The organism is Serratia sp. BNK-33-b, assembly GCF_048684565.1.
In the GTDB taxonomy this organism is placed as follows: domain Bacteria; phylum Pseudomonadota; class Gammaproteobacteria; order Enterobacterales; family Enterobacteriaceae; genus Serratia; species Serratia marcescens.
On sequence record NZ_JBLQTZ010000001.1, the window covers coordinates 5,006,698 to 5,021,867 of the forward strand.

Below are 15,170 nucleotides of genomic sequence, written 5' to 3' on the forward strand. Positions count from 1 at the left end.
TTTTTCCTCTGTTGTTCCCCGTTTGTGCGGCGCGCTATGCGCTTTTCCGTTCGCTCCCTGTTCAGCTGTTCCTTTTCCCGCTACAGTGAAATCTCACCGGCCCATCAGGAGAGGACTATGCTGTATATCTTTGATTTAGGTAATGTGATCGTCGATATCGATTTCAAGCGTGTGCTGGGCGTGTGGAGCAATTTGAGCGGTACGCCGTTGGCGGTGCTGTCCGATCGTTTCGCCATGGGTGAGGTGTTCCAGCAACATGAGCGCGGTGAAATCAGCGACGAAGACTTCGCCGGCAAGCTGTGCGATGAAATGGGCATCGCGCTCAGCTTCGAACAATTCGCCACCGGCTGGCAGGCGGTATTCGTCGCGCTGCGCCCGGAAGTGATCGACATCATGCAGCGCCTGCGCAACGAAGGTCACCGGGTGGTGGTGCTGTCGAACACCAACCGTCTGCACTGCAACTACTGGCCGCAGCACTATCCTGAAGTGGCCGCCGCCGCCGATCATCTCTATTTGTCGCAAGATCTCGGCATGCGCAAGCCGGAGGCCGATATCTATCAACATGTGCTGGCCGCGGAAAATACCGCCGCCGCCGACGCGGTGTTCTTCGACGATCACCCGGCGAACGTCCTCGCCGCGCAAGCGCTGGGGATCAAGACGGTGCACGTCACCGATCGCGACGTGGTGCCGGCCTATTTTGCCCAATGAGCGCAGGGCGCGTTAAGCTTAAGGCGTATCAACGGACATCAAGGAGTGACCATGTCGTTTTTCCGCCGCAAGAAGCTGCCCCCTGCGATTAAGCCCGGCGTTACTTTTGGGCGTTTGCTGTACCAGCGCATCGACAACGATGGCCTGACGATGCTGGCGGGCCATCTCGCCTATGTTTCTCTGCTGTCGCTGGTGCCGTTGGTCACCGTGGTGTTCGCGCTGTTCGCCGCTTTCCCGATGTTTGCCGACATCAGCGAACAGCTGAAGCGCTTTGTTTTTGCCAATTTCGTGCCGGCCGCCGGCAATGTGATCCAGAACTACCTGGAGCAGTTCGTCGCCAACTCCAACAAGATGACCGCCGTCGGCACCTGCGGGCTGATTGTCACCGCGCTGTTGCTGATCTCCTCGGTGGACAGCGTGCTGAACACCATCTGGCGCAGCAAGAACAAACGGCCGATCGTCTTCTCCTTCGCCGTGTACTGGATGGTGCTGACGCTGGGGCCGCTGCTGGTGGGCGCCAGCATGGCCATCAGTTCCTACCTGCTGTCGCTCAACTGGCTGGCGCAGACCGGCGTCAACGGCCTGGTGGATCAGGTGCTGCGCATCTTTCCGCTGATTTTGTCGTGCACCTCCTTCTGGCTGCTGTATTGCATCGTGCCGACGGTGCGCGTGCCGCCCAAAGACGCGCTGATTGGCGCGGTGGTGGCCGGATTGCTGTTCGAACTGGGCAAGAAGGGATTCGCGTTGTACGTCACCATGTTCCCCTCCTATCAGCTGATTTACGGCGTGCTGGCGGTGATCCCGATTTTATTCCTGTGGGTCTACTGGAGCTGGTGTATCGTGTTACTCGGCGCGGAAATCACCGTGACCATTGGCGAATACCGCGACTACCGCCGGCAGAAGGCGGAGCAACAGGAACCAAAACCAGAAGGGCAGCAGGAATGATTGCGTTGATTCAACGGGTGTTAAACGCCAGCGTCACGGTAGGTGGCGAGACGGTAGGCAAAATTGGCCCCGGTTTGTTAGTGTTATTGGGCGTGGAGCAGGGCGATAACGAGCAAAAAGCGCAGCGCCTGTGCGAACGCGTGTTGGGATACCGCATTTTCGGCGACGAGAACGACAAGATGAACCTCAACGTCCAGCAGGCCGGGGGCAGCGTGCTGGTCGTTTCGCAGTTCACCCTGGCGGCGGACACCCAGAAGGGCATGCGGCCCAGCTTCTCGCGCGGCGCCGCGCCTTTGGTCGCCGATCGGTTGTATCAATATTTTGTTGGCCAATGCCGCGAACGCGGCGTAGAGACCCAGACCGGCGAGTTCGCCGCCGACATGCAGGTGGCGCTGGTCAACGATGGTCCGGTGACATTCTGGCTACAGGTCTAAGCATTCGGAGAACAGGCGTCTATGTATCACCTACGAGTACCCGTAACAGAGCAAGAACTGAAGGAATATTACCAGTTTCGCTGGGAAATGCTGCGCAAGCCGCTGCACCAGCCGGTGGGTTCGGAAAAGGATGCCTATGACGCCATGGCCCATCACCAAATGGTGGTGGACGAGGCCGGTAAAATCGTCGCCATCGGGCGGCTGTACATCAATGCCGACAACGAGGCGGCGATCCGTTTTCTGGCGGTAGACCCGACGTTGCAGGATAAAGGGCTCGGGACGCTGGTAGCGATAACGCTGGAGTCCGTCGCGCGGCAGGAAGGCGTGAAGCGGGTGGTATGCAGCGCCCGTGAAGACGCGGTGGATTTCTTCGCCAAGCTGGGGTTCGTCAATCAGGGCGAGATCACCGCGCCGCAGACCACCCCGATCCGTCACTTCTTGATGATTAAACCGGTGGCGACGCTGGACGATATCCTGCATCGCCCCGACTGGTGCGGCCAATTGCAGCAGGCCTGGTATGAAAATATCCCGCTGAGCGAAAAGATGGGCGTGCGCATCAGCCAATACACCGGCCAGCGCTTCGTCACCACCATGCCGGAGATCGGCAACCAGAATCCGCACCATACGCTGTTTGCCGGCAGCCTGTTCTCACTGGCGACGCTGACCGCTTGGGGGCTGATTTGGCTGCTGTTGCGCGAGCGCCATCTCGGCGGCACCATCATTCTGGCGGACGCGCACATTCGCTACAGCAAACCGATCACCGGCAGGCCGCGGGCGGTGGCGGATCTAGGTTCGCTGAGCGGTGATTTGGCGCGTCTGGCGCGCGGCCGCCGCGCGCGCGTGCACGCCGAAGTGCATCTGTTCGGCGATGAGGATAAGGGCGCGGTGTTCGAAGGCACTTACATGGTGCTGCCGGCCGAGCCGGATGTGCCGCTGGATCAGGGCGGCTCTGAAGCGCTGGAGGAGTAAGGCGGCGGCCCTGCCTGAGGGCGGGCCGCGCAGTGCATTACGGCAGCTGTTGGTTCACCGTCTGGCCGTCGCCGGCGGTGGCTTGCAGAGTCCCCTTCAATGAAGCTTTGAACGGCCCGTCGCTGTTCAGCAGCCCTTTCAACTGCAGCTCAAGGTTGCCGTCGCCCGTCAGCGGCACCGGCTGCCATCCCCATTGCTGCAAGGTATTGAGCGGTACCGAGCGGCCGTGCAGCATCAGCTGGAACGGCTTGCCCGGCAACTGATCGACGGTCGCTTTGGCCTCAAGCAACCCATTAGGCATGAAGGCGCTGAGTTCGGTGACGGCGATCTGGCTGGCGTCGGCGTTCAGCGCCAGCGAAGGGCGCCGCACGTCGATCTTGTTGAAGGTCGCCTCGCTGCCGTTCAGGTTCAGCGAACCGGACCATATGCCCCACTGGTGGTCGCGCGCCAGCAGCAGGTTGCTGCCGTAACCGTCCAGCGCGGTGATCTGGAACGGGAATGCCGGGTTGATATCGATAATCAGATTGCGGTTGGTGGTCAGCTTGGTGACGTACACCTCCGCCAGCCAGTCCGGCAGCGGTTTCAGCCACAGCTCGCGCCAGTCGATTGGCAGGGTGTACTCCAGCGCCGCCATGGCCACTTCATCCAGCTGCAGGCGTTTGCCGGCGCGCAGCCAGTTGCCGGAGGTGCGCAGCAGCCCGCCTTCCCAACGGGTGGTGAACTGCTGAATGGCGATGCCGGCGGAGGAGAGGCGCAGGGTGGCGATCGGGTCGATCAGGTGGAAACCGCCGTTGATCACATCACTGGCATTGACGTTGAGAGAGCCGTCTTCGCTGCGCCAGTCGCCTTTTTCGATGCTGACGTTTTGCAGCGACAGATCGAGATCGTTAAACGCCCACGCCTTGCCTTCCAGGCGCGCGTCGATCAGATCGAAACGCTTGAGGGTGACCGGCGGCAGGGCGGTAAAGCGCCGCATGAATTCCGCCAACGTCATCGGGGTCTGCAGGCGCACGCCGCTCAGCCGCAGGCGATCCACCTGCCAACTGCCGTCGGCGGCGCGGCTGGCTACGCCGGTCAGGTCGCCCTGCGCCAGATCGGCGCCGAAATTGTTCAACAGCAGCTGACCCTGCTTTTGCTCCCCCTGCACCAACACCTTCGAAGCGGGGATGCCGTTCAGCGTCATCGAACCGGCGCTGAACTGGAACTGATTGTTGTCCCCCAGCAGATGGCCGGCCAGCGGGCGCCACGGCGTGATGCCGGCATTGACCTGCTGCGCGTTGAGCTGCCACGCGTTATCGTTGGATTGCAGCGCCATGTTGCTCAGTTGCAGCACGTCGGCCTGTACAGGCAGCGCCGCAGTCTGCGGCTGCACGTTCAGCGTGCCGTCGCGCAGCGTGACGCTGTGGAAATAGCGCGGTTCGGTGATTTGGCGCAGGCTGAGGCCGAGATCGACGCGTTTGGCGGCCAGCGCCTGCGGCTGGCCGCTGCGCGCCAGCTGCACGTCTTCCAGACCGATCTGGTCCGGTTGGCGCCACGAATGGGTGATTTTTCCTATCGACAGGCGGTATTCGCTGTTGTCGCTGATCCAGGCGCTCAGGCGGCCTGCCGCCCAGCGGGTTTGCCCGACCAGGTACAGCAGCACCATCGCCAGCACGATCAGCAGCAGCAACGTCAGCAACAGCTTTCCGATAAATTTCATCGTCTACATCCGCATCGGTCAAAAAAGATACCCTGTTTATGCCGCAATTGGCTGGGCATCTCAAGGGCAATGGTCTGATAGACAATAAAAAACGGCCGCAAGCGGCCGTTTGAACGCCAATGGGCGGGTTACTTTTTCTCGTGTTCCTGCGGGAACACCAGGTTCAGCACGATGGCGGTAATGCCGCCGGCGGCGATGCCGGAAGAGAGCAGGGTTTTCAGCCAGTCCGGCGCGAACTGCAGGATCAGCGGCTGCTGGGAGACGCCCATGCCGACGGCCAGCGACAGCGCCATGATCATGATGGCGCGGCGGTTCAGGCGCTCGCGCGACACGATGCGCACGCCGGAGGCGGCGATGGTGCCGAACATCACGATGGTCGCGCCGCCCAGTACCGGCTCGGGGATGTGCTGCACGAAGCCGGCCACCGCCGGGAACAGCCCCAGCGCGATCAGCATCAGCGCCACCACGAAGCCGACATAGCGGCTGGCGACGCCGGTCAGCTGGATCACGCCGTTGTTCTGGCCGAAGCAGGAGTTGGGGAAGGTGTTGAATACCGCCGACAGCATCGAGTTCAGGCCGTTGGCCAGTACGCCGCCCTTCAGGCGCTTCATGTACAGCGGCCCGCTGACAGGCTGCTCGGAGACGTCGGAAGTGGCGGTGATGTCGCCGATGGTTTCCAGCGAGGTGACCATAAAGATCAGCATCAGCGGCAGCAGCAGGTTCCAGTCGAAGCCCAGGCCGTAATAGAGCGGCGTGGGGATGGTGATCGCCGCCGTTGGAGCTGCCGGTGCGTCGGCGGGCAGCATGTCCATCGCCCAGGCCAACAGATAGCCGACCGCCATGGCGATCACCAGCGAAGCGACGCGCAGGTAAGGGTTGCGCTGGCGGTTCAGCAGGATGATGACCGCCAGCACCGCGCCGGCCAGCAGCAGGTTTTTCGGTGAGCCGAAGCTGTGATCGTTCATCGCGGCATAACCGCCGCCGATCGAGGTCAGACCGACCTGAATCAGCGACAGGCCAATGATCATCACCACGATGCCGGAAACCAGCGGGGTGATGATGCGGCGCGCCAGATGCAGCACGCGCGACAGTAAAATTTCGGTGCAAGAAGCGACCATCAGGGTGCCGAACAGCGCGGCCATCATGGTCGGCACGTCGGCGCCGCCGTTTTTCAGCGCCAGACCGCCCATGATCAGCGGCGAAACGAAATTGAAGCTGGTGCCCTGAATCGACAACAGCCCGGAACCCACCGGTCCCCAGGTTTTGATTTGTAGAATGGAAGCCAGACCGGAGGCGAACAGCGACATGCTGATGATGTGCTGGGTATCCTGTGCCGGCAGGCCCAGCGCCTGGCAGATCAGCAGAGCCGGTGTGATCACCGCGACGAACATCGCCAGCAGATGCTGACCGGCGGCAAACAGCGTTTGCGGCAGCGGCGGGCGATCTTCCAGGCGATAAATCAGTTCACTGGCGCGGGGTTCTGAGGCGGCTTGGCGCGCGGCATCAAGCTCGGAGGATGACATGCTCATGGTGTGGCGTTTCCAGATACGGCAAAGCAGGCATTTTAATGCCCCGCCCCGCAAAAGCAAACGGTTGCGCGCAAATATTATGTTGCCGACTTTCCCGTTTATGTCGCATTTTCATTCATTTTTTCTTGTCATCTCAGCGTTTTTTACTTCTAATCCTGCACTCATCAAGTTTAAAAACTAAGTGGTTTTCTATAACTTATTATTTTTATTTGGATCTTTTCCCTTACATGGAGTACCTGGATGTTTCATCTTGATACTTATGGCACGTTAGTCGCGGCGACGCTGGTTTTGCTTCTCGGAGGCAAGTGCGTCAGAAGCATTCCCCTGCTGCGAAAATATACCATTCCCGCTCCCGTCGCCGGCGGTTTGCTGGTGGCCCTCCTGCTGTTAGCCCTGAAAAAGTTCGCCAACTGGGAAATCAGCTTTGACATGTCGCTGAAGGATCCGCTGATGCTGGCCTTCTTCGCCACCATCGGCCTGAACGCCAACCTGGCGCGGTTGCGCGCCGGCGGCAAGGCGCTGATGGTATTCCTGTTCGTGGTGCTGGGGCTGCTGCTGGTGCAGAACGCCATCGGCATCGGCATGGCGAAAATGCTGGGGTTGGATCCGCTGATGGGTCTGATCGCCGGGTCGATCACCCTGTCGGGCGGCCACGGCACCGGGGCGGCCTGGAGCAAGCTGTTCATCGAGCGCTACGGCTTTGAAAACGCGACGGAAGTCGCCATGGCCTGCGCCACCTTCGGCCTGGTGCTGGGCGGCCTGATCGGCGGCCCGGTGGCGCGCTATCTGGTCAAACACTCCTCTACGCCGGAAGGCACCCCGGAAGACAGCGTGCAGCCGAGCGGTTTCGAGAAGCCGGAAAGCGGCCGCCTGATCACCTCGCTGGTGATGATCGAAACCATCGCCATGATCGCCATCTGTCTGAGCCTGGGGCAGCTGATTGCCGGCCTGCTGAACGGTACGGTGTTTGAGCTGCCTAACTTCGTTTGCGTGCTGTTCGTCGGGGTGATCCTCAGCAACACCCTGGCCTTCACCGGTTTCTATACCGTGTTCGAACGGGCGGTATCGGTGCTGGGTAATGTCAGCCTGTCGCTGTTCCTGGCGATGGCGTTGATGAGCCTGCGCCTGTGGGAGCTGGCTTCGCTGGCGTTGCCGATGCTGGCGATCCTGGCGGTGCAGACGCTGGTGATGGCGCTGTACGCGATCTTTGTTACTTACCGGGTGATGGGCAAGAACTACGACGCGGCGGTGCTGGCCGCCGGCCACTGCGGCTTCGGCATGGGCGCCACGCCGACGGCGATCGCCAACATGCAGGCGATCACCGATCGCTTCGGCCCGTCGCATCTGGCGTTTCTGGTGGTGCCGATGGTGGGGGCGTTCTTTATCGATATCGCCAACGCCATCGTCATCAAGCTGTATCTGCTGCTGCCGGTGTTCCCGGCGGTGGGGTGATATCGCGAGTCATCACGAAAAGGGCGCCGCAGGCGCCCTTTTTATGCGTTGGAGTAGCGCGCCTTCTCCGGCAGCCAGCGTTCGATCAGCGCCTGGGCGTGTTCCGGATAGTGCTGATGGAGATGGCGAGCGACGCGCTGCACTTCGGGGATCATCGCCTGGTCGCGCAGCAGATCCGCCACCTTGAATTCGGCGCTGCCGGTCTGGCGGGTGCCCAGCAGCTCGCCCGGGCCGCGGATCTCCAGATCGCGCTGCGCGATGACAAAGCCGTCGTTGCTGTCGCGCAGCACTTGCAGGCGCGTTTGCGCGGTTTTGCTCAGCGGCGTTTTGTACAGCAACACGCAGTGTGAGGCCACGGCGCCGCGTCCTACGCGGCCGCGCAGCTGGTGCAGCTGCGCCAGGCCCAGCCGTTCCGGGTTTTCGATGATCATCAGGCTGGCGTTCGGCACGTCGACGCCGACTTCGATCACTGTGGTGGCGACCAACAGCTGCAGCTCGCCCTGTTTAAACGCCTGCATCACCGCCTGCTTTTCCTGCGCTTTCATGCGGCCGTGCACCAGCGCTACCTTCAGCTCCGGCAGCGCGGTTTTCAATTCTTCCCAGGTGGCTTCCGCCGCCTGCGCTTCCAGCAGTTCGGACTCTTCGATCAGCGTGCACACCCAGTAAGCCTGTCGCCCCTCTTCCAGACAGGCGCTTTTCACCCGCTGAATGATGTCGGCGCGGCGGGTATCGGGAATGGCGACGGTGGTCACCGGCGTACGGCCCGGCGGCAGCTCGTCGATGACCGAGGTATCGAGATCGGCGTAGGCGGTCATTGCCAGCGTGCGCGGGATCGGCGTGGCGGTCATGATCAGCTGATGGGCGTGGAAGCCTTGCTCTTCGCCTTTCTCCCACAGCGCCAGCCGCTGATGCACCCCGAAGCGGTGCTGCTCATCGATGATCACCAGCGCCAGGCCGTTGAACTGCACCTGCTCCTGGAAGATGGCGTGGGTGCCGACCACCATCGACACCTGGCCGCTGGCGATGGCTTCCTGCTGTGCAATGCGCGCCTTGCCTTTCTGCTTGCCGGCCAGCCAGCCGACTTCCAACCCCAGCGGTTCGAACCACTGGCGGAAGTTGTTGGCATGCTGTTCGGCCAGCAGCTCGGTCGGCGCCATCAGCGCCACCTGCTTGCCGTGCGCGATGGCGCGAAGCGCCGCCAGCGCCGCCACCAGCGTTTTGCCGGAGCCGACGTCGCCCTGCACCAGCCGCATCATCGGGAAGTCTTTTTGCATATCGGCTTCGATGTCGGCCACCACGCGCGTTTGCGCGCCGGTCGGCGAGAACGGCAACTGGGCGAGAAAACGGTTTTTCAGCCGATCGTCCGGCAGCAGCGGCTGCGCCTGATAGCTCTGCGCGCCGGCGCGCACCGCCAGCATGCTGAGGTTATGCGCCAGCAGCTCTTCGAGGATCAGACGCTTTTGCGCCGGGTGTTTGCCCAGCTCCAGATCCGCCAGCTGGATGTCCGGCGGCGGGCGGTGCAGGGTGTGCAGCGCCTGCGGCAGGCTCATCAGGCCGCCGCTCAGCTCCGGCGGCAGCAACTCGGCGATGGCGCAGGTATCCAGCAGCGCCAGCGCCTGATCGGTCAGCTTGCGCAGCGTGGCCTGCCGCACCCCTTCGGTGGTGGGGTAAACAGGCGTCAGCGACTCCTGCAGCTCAACCTCGCTGGTTTCGCCCTGAATACGGTATTCCGGATGGATGATCTCCGCGCCGTGGTTGCCGCGTTTGATCTCGCCGTAGGCGGTCACGCGGCGGCCGGTGGCCAGGCTGTTTTTCATTGCGGCGTTGAAGTTGAAGAACCGCATGGTGAGGATGCCGGTGCCGTCGCTGATCTGGCAGGTCAGCATGCGGCGGCGGCCGAAGCTGATGTCGCTGCGCAGCACTTCCCCTTCTACCGTGGCGTAGATGCCCGGCAGCAGATCGTTGATCGGGTAGAGGCGGGTGCGGTCTTCGTAGCGCAGCGGCAGGTGCAGCAGCAGATCCTGAATGGTGTCGAGGCCAAGCTTGGCCAGTTTGCCCGCCTGGCTGGCGCCAACCCCGGAAAGCGTGGTGAGTGGGACAGCATCCAGCAGGCGGCCTTTCATTTGCGCACCGTCGCCTGCATGGCCGCCCACCATTCGGCGCTGGCGACCACCTGGCCCTGTTCGTCGATCTGCGGACGCGGCAGCCCCTTGCGCTTGGCCACGTTGGCCAGCACCGGATAGCCGCCTTCGAACAGCAGACGCTGCTGCTCTTCTTCGTCCAACATGCTGTTGTCGCGGCGGTACAGGCCGGCGTTTTGCCGCTGGCGCTGCGCCTCATACAGGATCAGCGCCGAAGCCACGGAGACGTTGAGCGATTGCACCATGCCGATCATCGGAATGACGATGTCTTGATCGGCCAGCGCCAGCGCTTCTTCGGTGATGCCGGTTTTTTCCTGGCCGAGCAGCACGCAGGTTGGCCGGGTGTAGTCCACCTCGCGGAAATCGACCGCGCGCGCAGACAGGTTGGTGGCCAGAATTTGCATGCCCTGCGCTTTCAGGTGACCGACCGCGTCGCCGATGGTGGGATGGGTTTTAACGCTGACCCAGCTGTTGCTGCCGGCGGCGGAGGAAACCAGGGTGCGCATGCGGGTGGTGGGCCACACGGCGTGGACCTGATGCACGCCGACGGCGTCGGCGGTGCGGATAATGGCGGAGACGTTATGCGGCTTGTGCACCTGCTCCAGGCAGACCGTCAGATCCGGCTGCCGGGTCGCAAGCATTTCACAAATCCGCGCATAGCGTTCAGGACTCATAAGCGCTAGTTTCGGTTGCGGTTAACTTTGATCACATCCGGCATGATACGGATTTTACGCATAATGTTTGCCAAATGGATGCGATCGCGGGTGGTCAAGCGGATAAAGGCGCTATAAACCCGACCGTCTTTCTCTTCGGTGTTCAGGCTCTGAATATTGGACTCGGCCGCGTTGATCGCCGCCGTCAGGTTGGCCAGCGCGCCCTGGTGGTTAAACATATCCACCTTGATCTCGGCGATGAACTCCTGCTCGGTCTCTTTATCCCACTCGACCGCCATGAACTTCTCAGGCTCTTTCTGATAGCCGCGAATATTGCGGCAAGATTCATGGTGGATCACCAGCCCTTTGCCCGGGCTGACGTGAGCGATAATCGGGTCGCCCGGAATCGGACGGCAGCACTTGGCGAAGGTGATCAACACGCCGTCGGCGCCCTTGATGGCCAGGTTGCGCACGCCGGAGGTGGTGCCCAGGCTGGACTGATCGCCCTGCAGGTTCTTCGCCACCACCACGCTCATGGCGTTGCCCAGGCCGATTTCCGCCAGCAGATCGTCCAGCGTCGCCAGCTTCATGCGGTCCAGCTCGTGCTGAATGTTTTCCTGCGGGATTTCGGCCAGCTTGCGGCTGCCGCCCAACGCATGGTTGAGCAGACGGCGGCCGAGGCCGACGGAGTCGTCGCGCTTGAGGTTCTTCAACATCTGGCGAATCTTGGCGCGCGCTTTCGAGCTGACCACGAAGTTCAGCCAGGCGGCGTTGGGCCGTGCGCCCGGCGCGGTGATGATCTCGACGGTCTGGCCGCTGGTCAGCGACTGCGACAGCGGGTATGGCTGACGATCGACGCGTGCGCCGACGCAGGCATGGCCGATATCGGTATGCACCGCATAGGCGAAGTCGACCGGCGTGGCGCCGGCGGGCAGCTCGACGATGCGGCCTTCCGGGGTGAAAACGTAAATCTCATCCGGGAACAGATCGGATTTGACGCTCTCGATAAATTCAAACGAACTGCCGGCGCTTTGCTGCAGCTCCAGCAGGCTTTGCATCCAGCGTTGGGCGCGGATCTGCGCCGTGGTGCCGGTTTCGCCCTGTTCTCTTTCCTTGTAAGCCCAGTGCGCGGCCACCCCCATCTCAGCCATCTGGTCCATGTCTTCGGTGCGGATCTGCACTTCGACCGGCACGCCGTGCGGGCCGATCAGCGAGGTATGCAGCGATTGATAGCCGTTGGCCTTGGGAATGGCGATGTAATCTTTCACCCGCCCCGGGCGCGGTTTATACAGGCTGTGCACCTGGCCGAGCACGCGGTAGCAGGTATCGACCTCTTTTACGATCACCCGGAACGCGTAGATATCCATGATGGAATGGAAACGCTGTTCTTTCAGGTGCATCTTGAGGTAGATGGAGTAGAGGTGTTTTTCCCTTCCGCTGACGCGGCAGGCGATGCCGGCCTCGGTCAGCCGCCCTTCGATCTCGGAGAGGATTTTTTGAATCATCTCTTTGCGATTGCCGCGCGCGGCTTTCACCACTTCCTTGATCACGCGATAGCGGTTTGGGTACAGCGCCTCGAAACCCAGCTCTTCCAGCTCGGTTTTCAGGTGATGAATACCCAGACGGTGGGCGAGGGGGCTGTAGATTTCCAGGGTTTCACGCGCGATGCGCCGGCGTTTGTCGGGGCGCAGCGAACCGAGGGTGCGCATGTTGTGCGTACGGTCGGCCAGCTTGATCAGCACGACGCGGATATCCTGCACCATCGCCATGATCATCTTGCGGAAGTTTTCCGCCTGCGCTTCTTTCTTGTCCTGGAACTTCAGTTTGTCGAGCTTGGAGACGCCCTCAACCAGTTCGGCGACGCTCTTGCCGAACAGCTGTTCCATATCTTGATAGGTGGCCGGGGTGTCTTCGATGACGTCGTGCAACAACGCCGCCATCAGCGTCTCGTGGTCGAGACGCATTTCCGCCAGGATGCAGGCCACGGCGACCGGGTGAGTAATGTAGGGCTCACCGCTGGAGCGTGTCTGGCCCTCGTGCGCGTCGCGCGCGACGAGGTATGCCTGTTTGAGGCGCTTAATCTGCTCCTCGGGCAGGTAACGTTGAATCAGCAGATTCAGGCTTTCAAACAGGTACAAGGCGGACTCGCTGTCTAATTAACGACGACCTTCAGCAATCGCGGTAACCGCTTGAATCTCTGCGGCTTCCTGCTCTTGCTGCTCCTGGCGCTCACGCACGTCGAGGATCTGGCTGGTGATCAGGCCTTCTTCGATTTCGCGCAGGGCGATAACGGTGTACTTGTCGTTCTCTTCCGGAACCAGTGCATCTTTGCCGCCGGTCTGGATCTGACGCGCCCGACGAGCAGCGACCAACACCAGGTCAAAACGGTTACCAATTTTCTCTACAGCGTCTTGAACAGTTACGCGTGCCATATTTGTGCTACTCCACAGGTGACGAAAAGACTGGGCATGATACTGAAACTGCCTTCAGTCTGCCAATAGTTTGCTGATTAAAGCGTCATGCCGCAGCAACTGGCGGCCCAAACGCAGGCGTTCGGCGCGAATGATGGTCTTCAGATCGGACAGCGCCAGATCGAAGTCATCGTTCACGATCAGGTAATCGTACTCCGCGTAATGCGTCATTTCCGCCACGGCCTGAGCCATGCGTTTGGCGATCACCTCTTCGGAGTCCTGCCCGCGCCCGCGCAGGCGACGGCCCAGTTCCTCCTTCGACGGCGGCAGAATGAAGATGCTGCGTGCCTGCGGCATTTTGGCGCGGATTTGCTGCGCGCCCTGCCAGTCGATATCCAGAAACACGTCTACGCCGGTCGCCAACACTTGTTCGATGGCGGCGCGCGAGGTGCCGTAATAGTTGCCGAACACTTCGGCGTGCTCAAGAAACGCGTCCTGCTCGATCATCCGGCGGAATTCGTCTTTCGAGACGAAGAAATAGTGCTCGCCGTGATTTTCACCCGGGCGGCTGTCGCGCGTGGTGTGCGAAACCGAAACCTGCGTGTCGTACAGCGGTTGCGTCTTTAACAAAGCCTGAATCAGACTTGATTTACCTGCGCCACTGGGAGCAGAGACAATATAAAGCGTGCCTTGAGCCATGATGATGTTCGTTGATAACGGTTGATATGCCAAAAACAGCGGATGTGTATTTTCTCCGCACAGTATACACGGCTAACGCGCCGGGTGCAGCGTTAGCTCGCATTTTGCCCGTGGCTTTGCGCGGAAAAAGCGTCGAATGAGCGAATATGCGCGCTGAAGAGCGACATTTTGGCGGTTTTGGCCCAGCGGCGGCGCGCTGCCGCCCCGGGATCAGTGATCCGGATGCTGGTAGTTGAACACCGGCAGACCGAGGCGGAAGCGCAGGGCGATCAGACGCGCGCTCAGGCCGGCGACCAGCGTGAGGATCACCACCAGATTGTGCGGCAGGCTGAGGTGCTGCAGGCCGATATACAGCCAGGCGGCGCTGAAGGAGATGCCGGCGTAGATCTCTTTCTGGAAAACCAGCGGGATACGGTTGCAGAACATATCGCGCAGCACCCCGCCGAAGACGCCGGTGATCACTGCGGCGATGGCGGCGATAATCGCGCTGTGCCCCATATCCAGCGCCACCTGGGCGCCGATGATCGAGAAAACGATCAGTCCGACGGCGTCGAGCACCAGGAACAGGCGGCGCAGATGGCGCATCAGGGGAGCCACCCAGGTGGTGACGATCGCCGCTATCGCGACGATGACGATGTATTCCGGGTGTTTGACCCAGCCCAATGGAAAATGCCCGAGCAACATATCGCGCACCGACCCGCCGCCGATTGCGGTGACAGAGGCGATGATGATCACGCCGAACATGTCCATTTGGCGGCGGCCGGCCGCCAGCGCGCCGGTCATGGCTTCGGCGGTGATGCCGATGATATAAAGGATGCTCAGTAACATAAGGGGTTCACAGCGTACTTGCGTCAGAATGATGGCCGGCAGGGTAATCGCCGCCGAGGACGCGCGCCACTGAGTTTTTTTCACCGATGGCGTTTCGGATTAATATAGCTAATCCAAACTCCATTTTTATTGCCGATAACCAGCCTTTTTTAACATCTGGCTGTTAATAAAAGCATTAGAAATTTCGCGCTAATTTCCATCGCTGACTATGATTTTTGCAGCGAATTCTTCAACCGAAAAATCGAGATTGCAGATGAAAAACTCCCCGAGACTGGCCGCCGGCGCCGTGGTGGCCGCACTGCTGCTGAGCGGCTGCGTGGCGCCAGGCCACCAGGCAACGTCACCCGCCCCGGTTTGCCGCACCGGTGATCCGCTGGTGCAAACAACGCTCTACTTCGGCCTGAACCGCCCTGCGGGGCCGGCGATCACCGCCGCCGAGTGGCAAACCTTCGTCGATAGCCAGGTGACGCCGCGCTTTAAAGACGGGCTGACGGTGTTTGATGCCAAAGGCCAGTGGCTGGGCCACGACGGCAAGCTGGCGCGCGAGAACAGCAAGGCGCTGCTGTTGATCCATGCGCCGGGCAAAGAGAGCGAGGCGAATATCGAGGCGCTGCGCAGCGGTTATAAGCAGCAGTTTGCGCAGGATTCGGTAATGCGGGTGGATGCGCCGGTGTGCGTGGCGTTTTAAAGCGAACTCCCGGC

General features: G+C 61.3%; 14 protein-coding genes. 6 read left to right on the forward strand and 8 right to left on the reverse strand.

Annotation, left to right across the window (positions count from 1 at the left end; genetic code table 11):
* The first annotated feature begins 117 nt into the window (after positions 1-117).
* Genes yihX through fabY form a run of 4 tightly spaced genes read left to right on the forward strand, consistent with a single transcriptional unit; the run spans position 118 to position 3,056 of the window.
* A complete protein-coding gene (gene yihX, locus ACMGGK_RS24130; RefSeq protein ID WP_004931242.1) occupies positions 118-708 on the forward strand; it encodes a glucose-1-phosphatase in 591 nt (196 codons plus the stop codon).
* A gap of 51 nt (positions 709-759) precedes the next feature.
* Positions 760-1,653 carry a virulence factor BrkB family protein gene (locus ACMGGK_RS24135; protein ID WP_079450576.1) on the forward strand — a complete coding sequence of 298 codons (894 nt, stop codon included), beginning with the start codon at positions 760-762 and terminating at the stop codon, positions 1,651-1,653.
* Positions 1,650-2,087 carry a D-aminoacyl-tRNA deacylase gene (gene dtd / locus ACMGGK_RS24140; protein ID WP_016929644.1) on the forward strand — a complete coding sequence of 146 codons (438 nt, stop codon included), beginning with the start codon at positions 1,650-1,652 and terminating at the stop codon, positions 2,085-2,087. The genes ACMGGK_RS24135 and dtd overlap by 4 nt, the downstream gene beginning before the upstream one ends.
* Positions 2,088-2,108: 21 nt before the next feature.
* Positions 2,109-3,056 (forward strand): fatty acid biosynthesis protein FabY, encoded by a 948-nt coding sequence (gene fabY / locus ACMGGK_RS24145; protein WP_420277390.1) that lies wholly within the window; start codon positions 2,109-2,111, stop codon positions 3,054-3,056.
* Positions 3,057-3,093: 37 nt separating this feature from the next.
* On the opposite strand, the gene ACMGGK_RS24150 is transcribed toward fabY, so the two are convergent.
* Positions 3,094-4,755, reverse strand: a complete 1,662-nt coding sequence (locus tag ACMGGK_RS24150) for an AsmA family protein (protein WP_117287582.1) — start codon at positions 4,753-4,755, stop codon at positions 3,094-3,096.
* A 128-nt stretch (positions 4,756-4,883) separates the two neighbouring features.
* Complete coding sequence (locus ACMGGK_RS24155; protein WP_019452186.1) at positions 4,884-6,284, reverse strand: nucleobase:cation symporter-2 family protein; 1,401 nt, start codon at positions 6,282-6,284, stop codon at positions 4,884-4,886.
* A 240-nt stretch (positions 6,285-6,524) separates the two neighbouring features.
* On the opposite strand from ACMGGK_RS24155, the gene gltS reads away from it, so the two are divergent.
* Positions 6,525-7,736, forward strand: a complete 1,212-nt coding sequence (gltS, locus tag ACMGGK_RS24160; RefSeq protein ID WP_025304708.1) for a sodium/glutamate symporter — start codon at positions 6,525-6,527, stop codon at positions 7,734-7,736.
* A gap of 41 nt (positions 7,737-7,777) precedes the next feature.
* Here the strand turns inward: gltS and recG are convergent, their stop codons facing one another.
* The 6 genes from recG to ACMGGK_RS24190 form a co-directional block, all read right to left on the reverse strand.
* A complete protein-coding gene (gene recG, locus ACMGGK_RS24165) occupies positions 7,778-9,859 on the reverse strand; it encodes an ATP-dependent DNA helicase RecG (protein ID WP_115436657.1) in 2,082 nt (693 codons plus the stop codon).
* Positions 9,856-10,551: a tRNA (guanosine(18)-2'-O)-methyltransferase TrmH gene (trmH, locus tag ACMGGK_RS24170; protein ID WP_033639122.1), complete on the reverse strand. Its 696-nt coding sequence runs from the start codon at positions 10,549-10,551 to the stop codon at positions 9,856-9,858. Before trmH ends, recG begins: the two co-directional genes overlap by 4 nt.
* Positions 10,552-10,556: 5 nt before the next feature.
* Positions 10,557-12,668 (reverse strand): bifunctional GTP diphosphokinase/guanosine-3',5'-bis pyrophosphate 3'-pyrophosphohydrolase, encoded by a 2,112-nt coding sequence (gene spoT, locus ACMGGK_RS24175; RefSeq protein ID WP_015379445.1) that lies wholly within the window; start codon positions 12,666-12,668, stop codon positions 10,557-10,559.
* Between the two features lie 18 nt (positions 12,669-12,686).
* Entirely contained in the window at positions 12,687-12,962 is a 276-nt protein-coding gene (rpoZ, locus tag ACMGGK_RS24180; RefSeq protein WP_004931221.1) for a DNA-directed RNA polymerase subunit omega, read from the reverse strand.
* Between the two features lie 54 nt (positions 12,963-13,016).
* Positions 13,017-13,640: a guanylate kinase gene (gmk, locus tag ACMGGK_RS24185; RefSeq protein WP_004931218.1), complete on the reverse strand. Its 624-nt coding sequence runs from the start codon at positions 13,638-13,640 to the stop codon at positions 13,017-13,019.
* Between the two features lie 210 nt (positions 13,641-13,850).
* Positions 13,851-14,468 (reverse strand): trimeric intracellular cation channel family protein, encoded by a 618-nt coding sequence (locus ACMGGK_RS24190; protein ID WP_025304704.1) that lies wholly within the window; start codon positions 14,466-14,468, stop codon positions 13,851-13,853.
* Positions 14,469-14,721: 253 nt separating this feature from the next.
* On the opposite strand from ACMGGK_RS24190, the gene ACMGGK_RS24195 reads away from it, so the two are divergent.
* Positions 14,722-15,156, forward strand: a complete 435-nt coding sequence (locus ACMGGK_RS24195; protein ID WP_049299565.1) for a DUF3574 domain-containing protein — start codon at positions 14,722-14,724, stop codon at positions 15,154-15,156.
* Positions 15,157-15,170: the final 14 nt, after the last annotated feature.

Coding starts and splice junctions, on each gene's coding strand:
- yihX (WP_004931242.1), top strand. CDS start 118: ATGCTGTATATCTTTGATTTAGGTAATGTGATCGTCGATATCGATTTC.
- ACMGGK_RS24135 (WP_079450576.1), top strand. CDS start 760: ATGTCGTTTTTCCGCCGCAAGAAGCTGCCCCCTGCGATTAAGCCCGGC.
- dtd (WP_016929644.1), top strand. CDS start 1,650: ATGATTGCGTTGATTCAACGGGTGTTAAACGCCAGCGTCACGGTAGGT.
- fabY (WP_420277390.1), top strand. CDS start 2,109: ATGTATCACCTACGAGTACCCGTAACAGAGCAAGAACTGAAGGAATAT.
- ACMGGK_RS24150 (WP_117287582.1), bottom strand. CDS start 4,755: ATGAAATTTATCGGAAAGCTGTTGCTGACGTTGCTGCTGCTGATCGTG.
- ACMGGK_RS24155 (WP_019452186.1), bottom strand. CDS start 6,284: ATGAGCATGTCATCCTCCGAGCTTGATGCCGCGCGCCAAGCCGCCTCA.
- gltS (WP_025304708.1), top strand. CDS start 6,525: ATGTTTCATCTTGATACTTATGGCACGTTAGTCGCGGCGACGCTGGTT.
- recG (WP_115436657.1), bottom strand. CDS start 9,859: ATGAAAGGCCGCCTGCTGGATGCTGTCCCACTCACCACGCTTTCCGGG.
- trmH (WP_033639122.1), bottom strand. CDS start 10,551: ATGAGTCCTGAACGCTATGCGCGGATTTGTGAAATGCTTGCGACCCGG.
- rpoZ (WP_004931221.1), bottom strand. CDS start 12,962: ATGGCACGCGTAACTGTTCAAGACGCTGTAGAGAAAATTGGTAACCGT.
- gmk (WP_004931218.1), bottom strand. CDS start 13,640: ATGGCTCAAGGCACGCTTTATATTGTCTCTGCTCCCAGTGGCGCAGGT.
- ACMGGK_RS24190 (WP_025304704.1), bottom strand. CDS start 14,468: ATGTTACTGAGCATCCTTTATATCATCGGCATCACCGCCGAAGCCATG.
- ACMGGK_RS24195 (WP_049299565.1), top strand. CDS start 14,722: ATGAAAAACTCCCCGAGACTGGCCGCCGGCGCCGTGGTGGCCGCACTG.